The following is an 11,981-nucleotide window of genomic DNA, read 5'->3' as shown; positions in this document are numbered from 1 at the left end:
GGTCCACTGCTGGGCGCCGCTGCCGTTGCAGGCGTAGAGCTGGATCAGGGTGCCGGTGGTGGTGCCGCTCTTGGTGACGTCCAGGCACTTGCCCAGTGTGCGGAAGGTGCCGTCGGTCGCGATCGTCCAGTCCTGCGCGGAGGTCCCGTCGCAGCCCCAGATCTGCACGTGGCTGCCGTCGGTGGTCGAGGAGTTGGCGTCGTCCAGGCACTCACTGGCCCCAACCGCCGACGTGACCGGGCCCACCCGCGGCGACGGGGGCGCGACCGTGTTGCCGTGGTAGGACGGCGGGGCGGCGGTGGCACCGGTCGCCCACGAGGTGTTGGCGGCGGTACCGAGGGTGTAGCTGAGGGTGCCGCCGCTGGTGATCGCCGACGTGGGCGCGTAGGCGTTGTTCCAGGCGGCGCCGTTCCAGCTCGCCGACTGGACATAGGGGGCGTTGTCCGCCGCGCCGTTGCCGTTGACCGTCAGGGTGTTGCCGGACGGCAGGGTGATGACGGCCTGGGTGAACAGCGGTGAGCCCAGGGCCAGGTCGGCGGTGCCGGGTGTCTCGGGGTACATGCCGAGCGCCGACCACACGTACCAGGCGCTCATCGCACCCAGATCGTCGTTCCCGTCGGCCAGACCGCCGGGGGTGTCGGCCCAGATCTGGTCCTGGATCTGCCGGACCGTCCCCTGGGTGCGGTACGGCTCACCGGTGTAGTCGTACTCCCACGGCAGCTCGATGCTCGGTTCGTTGCCGACCCAGGCGTAGCCGTTGGCGCCGGTGTAGCTGCGCAGCGTGGTGTCCAGGTAGTGGTTCATCGCGGTGCGGCCGCCCTTGGCGGCGGTCAGCCCGGCCAGGTCGAAGGGGACCATCCCGGTGTAGATCCACGAGTCGGCTTCCACCATGTCGGTGCCGCTGGTCGGGTCGAAGCCGCCGGTGAAGGCGCCGTTGGCGTTGCGTGGCTCGACAAAGCCGGACGCCGGGTTCAACGTGTTGCGCCAGTCCTGGGAACGGTTGAGGTAGGTCTGCTGGTCCGCGGTGTCCCCCAGCGCCCCGGCGAACGCGGAGAGGGCGAAGTCGGCGGCGCCGTATTCGAGGGTGGTGGCGACCGGGCCGTAGAAGTTGCAGCAGCCGTAGCTGCCGTCGTGCGGCATGTAGCCGGGTGTGTTCAGGTAGTTGAGGCCCGGCCGGTCGTTGTTGGTCTTGCTCGCCTGCGCGACCATGTCGGCCAGTGCCGTCGAGGTGCTGAAGTTCGTCGCGCCGAAAGCCCGGTAGTCGGCGAGGATCGCGTCGGCCGGGTCGCCGACCATCACATACGACTCACCGTTGTTCTCCGACCACTTGGGGAACAGGCCGGTCTGGGTGTAGTCGTCCACCATGGACTGGGCGGTGTCCGAGGCGGCCTGGGGATCGACCAGTGCCTCCAACTGGGCCTGGGAGCGGTAGATGTCCCAGCCCGAGTAGTTGGCGTAGGCCGCGCTGTGACCCGCGTCGACGGTGTGCGTCTTCGCGTCGAAGCCGTAGTACTGGCCGTTGGTGTCACTGATCACGTTCGGGTGCAGCAGCGAGTGGTAGAGCGCGGTGTAGAAGCTCTGCTGCTGCGCGGAGGTGCCGCCGGCGATGCCCACCTTTCCGAGCACGCTGTTCCAGCTGTTCTGGGCGGCGCTGCGGGTGGTGTCGAAGTTCCAGCCGGGGTTTTCCGCGGTGCGGTTGGCGACCGCGTTGGCGGTGGAGACGTAGGACACGCCCACCTTCGCCTGCACCACCGGGTTGGCGGTGGTGTTGAAGGTGACATAGCCGCTCGACGCCGCGACGTTCGGCGTCACCGCCTTGGCCGTAGCGGACTTCGCCGCGGTGGCCTTCGGCATCGCGCCGTGCAGCTGCGGCTTGTTGGGCGCCTCCGGCGCGTTCTTGGACGCGCGCTGTCCGGACGTCGAGGGAGTCGTGCTCGCCGCGGTCGCCGCCGCCGTCCCCTGCGAGGTGAACGGCTGGTCGAAGACCATGTCGAAGTAGACGGTGTAGGAGTTGCCCGCGCCGCAGAACTTGCCGCTGGTGACCTGGCCGCTGACCTCGGTGCTGGAGACGACGTTGAACTGGGTCGAACTGTCCGGGCCCTGGCTCTTGTTCAGCTTGAAGACCAGATTCGCCTGACTGGTCGAGGGGAAGGTGAACCGGGCCATGCCGCTGCGCGTGGTCGTGGTGAGCTCGGTGGTCACCTGGTTGTTGAGCGCCACCTTGTACGAACCGGCCGACGCCGACTCGTTGCTGTGCGAGAAGGCGTCCGTGGCCGCGGTGTTGACCGCTCCGACGGTCGGCAGCACCGGGACGTCGCCCGCGGCGCCGCAGCCGGGGCCCGCGATGTGGGTGAGGCTGAAGCCGGTGATCGAGGTGTCGTTGTACTCGTAGCCGCCGCCGTCCGGGCGGGAAGGCGTGTCGGGGCTCCACTGCACCATCCCGAACGGGACATCGGCGCCGGGAAAGTCGTCGGCCTGGTTCGACGTGCCGATGAACGGGTTCACCACCGTGGCCGGGGAACTCACCAGCGCGGGCGTGGGGGTGGCGGCTAGCGCGGGGGTGAACAGCCCGGCCGCGGCCAGCGCGACGGTGGTGAGCACACCGACCGCGCTCAGCCCGAGGGGTCTTGCCAATCGTGCCATCGCGAACCTTCTCCTTCGATGGGCCGGGCGCGAGGGCCCGGCAGGGGGGCGATCGATCAGGACAACGTTGTCAGTGCCAGGAATCCGGTGGTGCCGGGATCCGGTGGTGCGGATCCCGATGGTGCGGATCCCCGTGGTGCGGATCCCCGTGGTGCGGGAATCCGGTGGTGCGGACCCCGGGCGGACGCCGGGAAGGAGGCGTCCGCCCGGTTCCGGCCCTCGGCGGTGGGGGATCGGCCGAGGGCCGGGGTCACGGAGTCGGGGAAGGGGTCAACTCCGGGACCAGCTCTGGTTGCTGCCGCCGTTGCAGGTCCACAGCTCCAGCGGGGTGCTGTTGGCCGTGCCCGCGCCGGTCGCGTCCAGGCACTTGCCCGACGCGACATTGACGACCGTGCCGTCGGACCGGACCCGCCACTGCTGGCCGCCGGTGCCGTTGCAGTCGTAGATCTGGACCCCGGTACCGTCCGCGGTCCCGCCGGCGACGGCGTCCAGGCACTTGGCGTCGAAGACGGTCAGCTGATTGCTGCTGGTCGAGGTCCAGGTCTGGTTGCCGCCGCCGTTGCAGTCCCACAGCGCGGGCTGGGTGCCGTTGGCTTGATTGGCCGCGGGTACGTCGACGCAGCGGCCCGACCCCAGGCCCCGGAGCGGACCGGCGACCGCGCCGCGCGCCCAGGTCTGGTTGGCGCCGCCGTTGCAGGTCCACAACTCCAGCGGGGTGCCGTTCGTGGTGCCCAGCCCGGTCGCGTCCAGGCACTTGCCGGAGCCGACGCCGACCACGCTGCCGTCGGCGTTGACCGTCCACTGCTGCCCGGCGGTCCCGTTGCAGTCGTAGATCTGCACCGCGGTGCCGTTCGCGGTGCCGCCGGCTGCCGCGTCCAGGCATTTGCTGCCGTAGACCATCAACTGCTTGGCCGGGGTGGCCGTCCAGCTCTGGTTGGTCCCGCCGGTGCAGTCCCACAGCGCCACCGCGGTGCCATTGGTCTGGCTGGCGGCGGGCACGTCCGCGCACAGCCCGGACTGGCGGCCCTTGAGGATGCCGCCGACATTGCCGGCCGCCTTGGGCGTGACGGACAGGTTGTCGAACTGGTCGGTCTGGTAACCCACCACGCCGATACCGATCTGCCCGGCCGGGTAGGAGTTGTCGTTGACGGTGCCGAGGGTCGCGCCGTCCAGCGTCGCGGTGATCTGGTCGCCGGAGAAGCCGAGCGCGATTGTGTGCCAGGTGCCCAGCCCCAGCGCCGCGTGGGTGCCCGAGGCCAGGGTGCTGAGAGTCCCGCTACTGGTGTTCTTGGCGATCGACCAGGCGCCCGTGTCGCCCACCCGCAGTTCGTAGGCCGCCTGGTGGCTCTGCGGCCGGTTCTGCGTGTTGGCCCGTCCCAGCAACTCGACGGTGCCCGCCTGCTGGAGGCTGACATCCGTGCTGACCGTGTAGTTGGACCAGGTCGGATCGCCCAGCAGGGAGAAGGAGTCGGAGTCGTCCTGCCACTCGATCGGTTTGACCGGGGCCACCTGCTGGACGCAACTCCCCGAGTGGCCGTTGGCGCACGGCCGTACCTCGAAGGAGCCCTGCATGTCGGAGAGGTACTTCGCCTCGCCATTGGTGGCATCGTTGTCGAAGGTGTCGCTGTACGGCAGCGCCAGCGGATGCGCGGCCGGGCTCACGGCCGTCCCCTTGCCCTGGCCGGTCGTGGTGGTGACCGTGTAGACGTAGCCCGGCTGCAGCGTCAGCGAGTAGGAGCCGCCCGACGGCGTGATGTCCTGGGTGTGGACGAAGTCGGTCGCCGGGTTGGGGTTGTTGACGTTCGTCGCCCAGACATGGACGGCGCCGGTGGACAGCCCGCCCTGGACGTGGAAGGTGGCGGTCTGCGCCGCGGTGGCGGTGGTGCTCTCCAGCACGGTCGAGTAGTCGGTGCCGTTGGGTGCCTTGAGCGTCACATAGGAGCCGTTGCTTTCGGCGCCGCCCAGATAGCCGGAAGCGGAATCGATGAACTTCCAGCCCGGCTGGGCGAATTGGGTGACCTGAGCGGTGGCCCAGGTGTTCTCCCCGATGCTGTACTGCCCCGACCAGGGCGAACCGGCGGTGGCCAGGCCGACGGTCGCGTACGGCAGATTGGGATAGATCGCCGCGACCAGCGGCCAGTTCAGGTACGCGGTCATGTCGGCGTCGACATAGCCGCGGGTGATCGAGCGGATCAGCGCCGGCGCGCCGCTGTTCATGTCGATGGAGCCGTTCTCGCTGGCCCACAGCGGCTTGCCGTTGTTCTTCGCGTTCGCGGTGCTGGAGCAGGTGTCGGCGTTGCCGCCGTCGCCGCCCTGGCAGGGATAGTGGGCGCCGATCACCGAAACGGCGTTGTTGAACGCGGAGTTGGTGGCCATGTCGTCGGCCACGCCCCAGCCGCTGTCGTCACCGACGATCTGCACGCCCGAGTAGCCGGCGCTGTTCAGGGCCGAGCGCAGCTGGATGTACCAATTGACGTCGTGGCCGCGCTCGTTCCAGCCGCCGAGGTAGTTGATCGTCAAGCCGTGCTGTTTGGCACAACCGAGCCACGAGATGAGGTAGTTGATGGTGTCGGTGGACCAGAATCCGCCGCTGATCCAACCCGGTGCGGCCCAGGCCAGCCCGTAGAGCTTGATGTTGGGATTGCGGGCCTTCGCCTGCTCCATCAACCAGAACTCGTAGCCGGCGTTGCAGTTGATCTGCCCCCGGGTGTGCTCGATCGACGGCTCCGAGCCGTCGGTGGAGTTCGCGTCCCCGCCGATCTCCGCCTTGAGGATCTGCAGGTTCGCGCCGTAGTCGGGCTTGAACAAGTAGTCCAGGATCTGGCTCTGCTGGGCGGCCGGATAGTCGGTCAGCAGGCGGGAATTGCCGCCGCCACCGCTGATGGCGCCGATCCCGTCGAACGTCCGGCCGCCCTGACTGCCGTCCACCGTGATGGAGGTCGTGGCGACCGCCTGCGCCGGGACGCTGCTGACGGCCAGCACGGCGGCCAGCAGGGCGAGCACCCACAAAGGGGCGAATCTGAAGAGACGTTGCACAGCTGACGCTCCTTCACTCGGGGGGAAGCGGCGCAAGTGTGTTCTGCTGTTCGGTTGTCCGTCAACGATTCCGACACAAGAAAACATAAAGAAACAAAACCCGGCGCAGAGCGAGCTGGTCAGCCGGGAAGATCGCGTTCGCGGGCGGCAGCGATCGGCGCGCGCGGTTGGCACCGGACGCTGCTAGACATCGTTGTCAGACCGTGGCGAGGCGCGTACGGGCCTGGTTGAGGCGGTGGTTCGCATGGGGGGACTCCCGAGACGGTCGGACGCGGGCGGGCGCCGAGGACTGGAGGAGAGCGCTTTCCGCGAAGTTAGCCAGCCCCCGGAAGTCCGTCAATGGCCCCCACAAGCAGTCGGACCAATGTCGCCTTTGACCCCGGATCCGGACCCCGCCCCAGCGCGGTCGGCACACGTCGCCGCCCATCGCCCGGCGCTCGGATGTGAGGCAAGTGCCTTTCGGTGAACCCCGGTTGGCGGCTGCCCCACCAGCGCCTTGCCGCGGACCCCCGGTGCTCACCCCCGGCTCGGGCGCCCCGCCGGACCGCCCGGCCCGCCCCACGGGCCGGTCATCCGACCTCTGTTCACCCCACCGGCAGCCGTGATCGTTTCTGTTGCCCGAGGTTCCGAAAAGGGTTTCTTCCCGCTGAACCGCCCTGCGGACCGCGCGGAACGGCTGCTGAAAGCCCGTCAGCCCTCCCGCACCACGCCGACGAGTTCATCGCCGTGCGTCTCGATGATCCGCGCCACCGCGAAGGTGAGCCGGTGTGAGCGGGCCTCGTCGAGGGAGAGCCAGACCGGGGACTCCCCCTCCTCGTTGACCGTCACCTCCTGCGGCGCCGCGGCGACATCCAGCAGGTAGGCATGCCAGAGGTGGGCGTCGGAGCCCCTTCGGCAGGCGTCGCCCAGCAGATGCGCGCTGGTGACGAGACGGAGCTTCCCGCCACCGAGGCCGACTTCCTCCGTGAGTTCCCGGGCGGCGGCAGTGTCCGGTGCCTCACCGCGGTCGACATGGCCGGCCGGGACCGTCATGACGAAGGGATAGGCCAGCCGGCGGAAGAACAGGAAGCGCCGCTGCGGGTCACGGACGAAGACGCCGGCGCTCTCGTGCCAGTACTCGCCGGTCTCGTCCGTCCACCAGGAGATCGCCGGGTCGATCACGATGGCCCGGTCGGACCGGCGGCCGCAGGAGCCGCATACGCACTTCTTGCGCCCGTCCACCGTGATCCACTCGATGGCCTCCGCGTGGCAGTGCACGCAGTACTCGCGGTAGGTGTCGTCGTACGGCTGGGAGAAATCGATTCTCACTCATACCTCCGGTCGAGGATCTCGCCACTTACCACCGCATGATTCCCGGTCCCGGTCCCGTTCGTCTTCACGGTCCCGTTCCCCTTCCCGATCCCGATCAACTCCCTCGGCGGCGGCGCCGGTACGTCCGGGGCGGCGGCGGTGACGCGGCGCGCGGTGGCCAGCAGCAGCCCGACGGTCGGCGCCGCGAACACCGCGGTCGCGGCAACCGTGCCGCCCCACCCCGCGTATGCCACCGCCAGGCCGTAGACCGGAGGTCCCATCAGTAGCCCCAGGCTGCCGAACTGGGCGAGGGCGCCGTTGGCGAGGTCGATGTCACCGGCCCGTACGGCGATGGCCGGTACGGCCGCGAACACCGCGGAGATGAGCAGCCCGTCCACGAACAGCACCAGGGCGGCCGCGGCCACCCCCGCGCCGATCGGGACCCGTGGCGAGAAGGCGGGGAGGCAGCCGAGCGGCATCACCGCCGCGAGCGGGGCCAGCGTCTTGAGGCCCACACCCCGGCGCAGCAGGCGGCCGGCGAGCAGGCCGCCCACCGCGCTGCTGGCGCTGACCACGGCGACGGCGGCCCCGGCCCCGGCGAACGACCGGTGCCGGACCTCGATCAGGAAGTCCGGCAGCAGGACCAGCACGGCCACGCTGATCAGTGCCAGGCAGGCGTACGCCCCGGCCGGCGGGCAGCATCGCGCCAGGATGCCGGCGGCGCGCGACCAGCGGCGGTTCGCGCCGGCCACCGGAGGCGGCGCGATGCCCGGGCCCAGGCCCGACATGGTCGACGCGGTCGACGCGGCCAGCGGCAGCTGGCCGGCGCCCGTGTCGGCCGCCGGAAGCGGACCGGCGACGGCGACGGTTCCGGTTCCGGCGCCGGCGCCGGAACCGGAACCGTCGGCGCCCCCGGCAGCCGGCGGGTGCGGAAGGGTGACGGCCAGGTAGCCGGCCAGCAGCAGGGGGCCGATGCCCGTGACGCCCAGCCAGTAGTTCCAGCTCAGGCCGGACGCCAGCGCCCCGCCCACCGCCGCGGCGAGGGCGACCCCGGTCGGCACGCAGGTGCCCCACAGGCCGAGCGCCGCCGCCCGGGTACGGCCCCTGGTCAGTCCGGTGACCACGATCGGGCCGGCCACGAAGACCAGCAGGAAGCCGACGCCCTCCGCCGTCCGCAGCGTCAGCAGGAGTGCCCAGGGGCCGCCCACGGCGCTGAGTCCGGCCGCCGCCGCGAGGGCGACCAGCCCCACCAGTAGCGCGCGGCGGGCACAGAAGCGGCTGGTCCACCAGCCGACCGGAATACCGAGCACCGCGCCCACGGCGGTCATACCGGAGGTTGCCCAGGCGACGGTGCCGAGTGACAGGCCCAGCGACGACCGCACGGCCGGACTCACCGGCGCGACGGCGCCCAGCCCCACCGCGGCCAGCGTCCCGGCGAGCCAGGTCGCGACCACGTGCGGCCACGGCGAGGTCGAACGGCCGCGCGGGCGGGCGTGGCGGTGCGCGGGCCGGCGACCGCTTCCGCAGGTGTGGTGCATGGGTTCTCCCCGGGGCGGCGCCGCGCTCGCGCACGGCGGTCGTGGCGTGGACGCCCGGCGGGAGGAAGCAGCAACCTCCCGCCGGGCGGGCGCGGTTATTCGGCCAGGCCGTACTTCGCCAGCAGTTCCTGGTGGCCGGCCACGTAGGACGTATCGGTGACGACGGTCTGGTCGGACGGTCCGCGGCTGCACATGCACATGTGCCGGCCGCTCGATGTCACGCGGACGGCCTGGGCGCCGCCGGACGACATGATCTCCTCGGCGATGTCCCGGACCAGGTACTCCTGGATCTGGAATCTCCGGCTGTACGCCTGCACCAGTCGGGGGAATTTGCCCAGCCCGAGAATCCGGTCACCGGGGACGTACGAAATGCTGACCTTTCCGAAGAAAGGCAGGAAGTGGTGCGCGCAGATCGAGAAGAAGTTGGCGTCGTGCACGCGCACGACTCCGGAATGCTCTCCTTCTACGAAGCAGGTCGTCTTGAGGATCTTCGAGGGATCGATCTCGTAGCCGCTCAGCAACTCCCGGTACGCGCGGACGATGCGATCCTCGCACTCCGGTCCGGCATACCAGCCGAGGGCTCTCTCGTCGGTGGTGACATTCTGTTTCAGCCACTCCGCCATGGTCACGGTTGACCTCCGTTCCGCTCTCGCCAACAAGCCCAGAAGGGCTCAGATGGAGTAATGCGAGGGTCGCGTCAAAATCGTCTCTTGGATAGAGCTTGGCCCGGCTGCCACTCGACCAGCGCAATATCGAGATGATCGCACCATTGTGGAATGCCAGAAGAAGACCGTGTTGCCGGAGCGTTTTTTCGCCACTGCTTCCCGTCACCCGGCGCCCGCTGACGCCGGTCCTTCCTGGGACCGGCCGAATATGCGAGGCTCGCATCCACGGTGATCCGGATGATCCGGATGATCGGAAACGAACGAAAAGCGAGGATGCGGACCATGGCCGACCCGGCAGTGAACTACCCCGCGACGATCGTTCCGGTCGGCCATGTCGAACCGGTGCCGAGACGGCTCCGCGGTTTTATCGAGGGCCGACTGGTTTTCGACACCCAGCGAGCGTTCTACGTCTGGGAGAGGCCGCATTATCCGCAGTACTGCATTCCCTTGGACGATCTGGCGGCCGGCGCCTCCCTCGTCGACGAGGGCCGGACCGGGCGGCTGGGCCCGGGTCCGGCCCGCCGCCACGCCCTGGAACTCGGCTCGCTGTCCCGGCCCCGCGCCGCGTGGATCTGGGCGGCCGGCGCCCCGGAGGCCATCGCGGAGACCACGGTGCGTTTCTCGTGGGAGGCCGTCGACGCCTGGTTCGAGGAGGACGAGCAGGTCTTCGTCCACCCGCGCAGCCCGTACACCCGGGTGGACGCGCTCCGCTCGAACCGTCCGGTGCGCGTGCAGGTCGACGGGACGGTATTGGCCGACGCGCCCTCGACGGTGATGGTGTTCGAGACGGGCCTGCCGACGCGCTACTACCTCGACCGCGGATTCGTCGACTGGACGCGCCTCCAGCCGTCCGACACCGTCACCTCGTGCCCGTACAAGGGCACGACCAGCGGTTACTGGTCCTTCACCAGCGATACCGCCCAGCACAAGGACCTGGTCTGGGCCTACGATTTCCCGACCCGGCAGCTGACCCCCGTCGCGGGCATGGTCGCCTTCTACAACGAGCGCGTGGATCTGTCCCTCGACGGGGTGCTGCTGCCCCGGCCCGAACCGGTGGGGGCAGGCCACGAGGCCGAGCACTGAGCCGGCCCGCGCGTAGCGCCGAGGATGCGGTCTCCGCGCATGCGGGGCGGCGACGGGGTTTTCCGGGCGGCGGCGACCGGGCCGGGCCGCCGCCGGTGAGGTGGCGGCCCGGGCCGCGCGGTTGCCGCGCCGCCGGTGCGGACGGTCAGGCGGACGGCTCGCGGAAGTAGTGGCCCTCCTCCAGGTCGTCCAGGAGCCCGGGGCCGGTCGGCTGCCACCCCAGCAGGTCGCGGGTCAGCGCGCTGGAGGCCGGGCTGTCGAACCCGAGGAAGGCGCCCAGCCAGCCGAAGTGCTCCGCCGCGTTCTCGGGGGCGACGGCGGCGACCGGCAGGTCGAGGTGGCGCCCGATCAGCTCGGCGACGGCACGGATCGGCACGCCCTCGTCGGCCACCCCGTGCAGCGTCGATCCCGCCGGAGCCTGCTCCGCCGCCAGCCGGAACAGCCGGGCGGCATCGAGCCGGTGCACGGCGGACCACCGGTTGGCGCCGTCGCCGATATAGCCGGAGACGCCCTTGGCCCGGGCGATGCCGATGAGGGCGGCCATGAAGCCGTGGTCCCCCACGCCGTGCACGCTCGGGGACAGCCGGACGACGGACGACCGGACGCCGCGCGCGGCCAGGGAGATCGTCAGGTCCGCGGCGGCGGCCCGCGGCGAGGCGGATTGCCCGGGCGCGGTGCCGTCCTTCTCGGTCGCGGTCCGCCCCCCGGCCGACAGCCCGAGCGTCCCGGAGGCGATCACCAGCGGTCGATCGGAGCCCTCGAGTGCCGCACCGAGGGTCTCGATGGCGGTCAGGTCGGTGCGGATCGCCTTCTCGTAGGCGGAGAAGTCGTGCACGAACGCGAGGTGGATCACCCCGTCAGAGCCGGCCGCGCCGTCGCGCAGGCTGCCGAGGTCGTCGAGGTCGCCGCGCTGCACCTCTGCTCCGGCGGCGGTGAGGACGGCGGCCGAGGCATCCGAGCGAGCCAGCCCGACGACCTTGTGGCCCGCGCCGATGAGCTCGGGAACCACGGCGGAGCCGATGAAGCCGGACGCGCCGGTGACGAATATGCGCATGAGAGGTACTCCTGGTGATCGGTTGTCCCCGCCGGCCGCGGAGGGTCCCGCGACGACGGGTCGATGTCAGTTACTGTCATCAACCGTAGCACCCTCATGTCAGTCGCTGTCATCACGTAGGATCGGCAGCATGAGTCGATGGGAGCCCAACGCGCGCGGCCGGCTGGAGCAGGCGGCGCTGGAGCTCTACCGCGAACGCGGATTCGAGCAGACCACGGTGGCGGAGATCGCCAAGCGGGCCGGACTCACCGAGCGGACGTTCTTCCGGCACTACGCCGACAAGCGCGAGGTGCTGTTCGGGGGCTCGGGCTCGCTGCAGGAGCTGTTCGTCGGCACCCTGGCCGACGCGCCGCCGTCCGCGGCGCCGATCGACGCGATCGCCGTCGCCCTCGGCGCGGTCGGCGCCTTCTTCCACGAGCGGCGCCCCTACGCCCAGCAGCGCCAGGCCATCATCGCCGCGAACGCCGAGCTGCAGGAACGCGAGCTGATCAAGCTGGCGAAACTGGCGGCGGCGGTCGCCGACGCGTTGCGCGAGCGCGGTGTCGCCGACCCGGCGGCGAGCCTGGCCGCCCAGGCGGGGATCGCGGTCTTCAAGGTCGCGTTCGAACGCTGGATCGCGGAAGGCGAGCAGCGGGACCTGACGCAGCTGATGCGGGCGGCCCTCGATGAGCT

General features: G+C 70.5%; 8 protein-coding genes. 2 read left to right on the top strand and 6 right to left on the bottom strand.

Annotated features, from left to right (window positions below; genetic code table 11):
* The 5 genes from GA0115240_RS07000 to folE all read right to left on the bottom strand — a co-directional run.
* A partial coding sequence (locus GA0115240_RS07000) for a lectin (protein WP_093735787.1) occupies positions 1-2,643 on the bottom strand: 2,643 nt, incomplete at its 3' end.
* A 270-nt stretch (positions 2,644-2,913) separates the two neighbouring features.
* Positions 2,914-5,679 (bottom strand): ricin-type beta-trefoil lectin domain protein, encoded by a 2,766-nt coding sequence (locus GA0115240_RS06995; RefSeq protein WP_256069589.1) that lies wholly within the window; start codon positions 5,677-5,679, stop codon positions 2,914-2,916.
* Positions 5,680-6,369: 690 nt separating this feature from the next.
* On the bottom strand, positions 6,370-6,987 hold the full coding sequence (locus GA0115240_RS06990) for an NUDIX hydrolase (protein WP_093735784.1): 618 nt from the start codon (positions 6,985-6,987) through the stop codon (positions 6,370-6,372).
* Entirely contained in the window at positions 6,984-8,507 is a 1,524-nt protein-coding gene (locus tag GA0115240_RS06985; protein WP_093735783.1) for an MFS transporter, read from the bottom strand. Before GA0115240_RS06985 ends, GA0115240_RS06990 begins: the two co-directional genes overlap by 4 nt.
* A gap of 95 nt (positions 8,508-8,602) precedes the next feature.
* The gene (gene folE / locus GA0115240_RS06980; RefSeq protein ID WP_176724999.1) at positions 8,603-9,130 is read right to left on the bottom strand and encodes a GTP cyclohydrolase I; all 528 of its coding nucleotides are present in this window, start codon (positions 9,128-9,130) and stop codon (positions 8,603-8,605) included.
* A gap of 324 nt (positions 9,131-9,454) precedes the next feature.
* On the opposite strand from folE, the gene GA0115240_RS06975 reads away from it, so the two are divergent.
* Positions 9,455-10,255 carry a DUF427 domain-containing protein gene (locus tag GA0115240_RS06975; protein WP_093735786.1) on the top strand — a complete coding sequence of 267 codons (801 nt, stop codon included), beginning with the start codon at positions 9,455-9,457 and terminating at the stop codon, positions 10,253-10,255.
* Positions 10,256-10,400: 145 nt separating this feature from the next.
* Here the strand turns inward: GA0115240_RS06975 and GA0115240_RS06970 are convergent, their stop codons facing one another.
* The gene (locus GA0115240_RS06970) at positions 10,401-11,309 is read right to left on the bottom strand and encodes an SDR family oxidoreductase (protein WP_093735781.1); all 909 of its coding nucleotides are present in this window, start codon (positions 11,307-11,309) and stop codon (positions 10,401-10,403) included.
* Between the two features lie 130 nt (positions 11,310-11,439).
* On the opposite strand from GA0115240_RS06970, the gene GA0115240_RS06965 reads away from it, so the two are divergent.
* Positions 11,440-11,981 (top strand): TetR family transcriptional regulator (locus tag GA0115240_RS06965; RefSeq protein ID WP_093735780.1); only part of this gene is annotated, 542 nt, incomplete at its 3' end.

The sequence above is a fragment of the Streptomyces sp. DvalAA-14 genome (assembly GCF_900091855.1).
GTDB lineage: Bacteria > Actinomycetota > Actinomycetes > Streptomycetales > Streptomycetaceae > Actinacidiphila.
This window is presented reverse-complemented; position numbering and strand designations above follow the sequence as displayed.

What these genes read in the sequence shown, in the direction of transcription:
- GA0115240_RS06985 (WP_093735783.1), bottom strand. Translation starts at nt 8,507, where the DNA reads ATGCACCACACCTGCGGAAGCGGTCGCCGGCCCGCGCACCGCCACGCC.
- folE (WP_176724999.1), bottom strand. Translation starts at nt 9,130, where the DNA reads ATGGCGGAGTGGCTGAAACAGAATGTCACCACCGACGAGAGAGCCCTC.
- GA0115240_RS06975 (WP_093735786.1), top strand. Translation starts at nt 9,455, where the DNA reads ATGGCCGACCCGGCAGTGAACTACCCCGCGACGATCGTTCCGGTCGGC.
- GA0115240_RS06970 (WP_093735781.1), bottom strand. Translation starts at nt 11,309, where the DNA reads ATGCGCATATTCGTCACCGGCGCGTCCGGCTTCATCGGCTCCGCCGTG.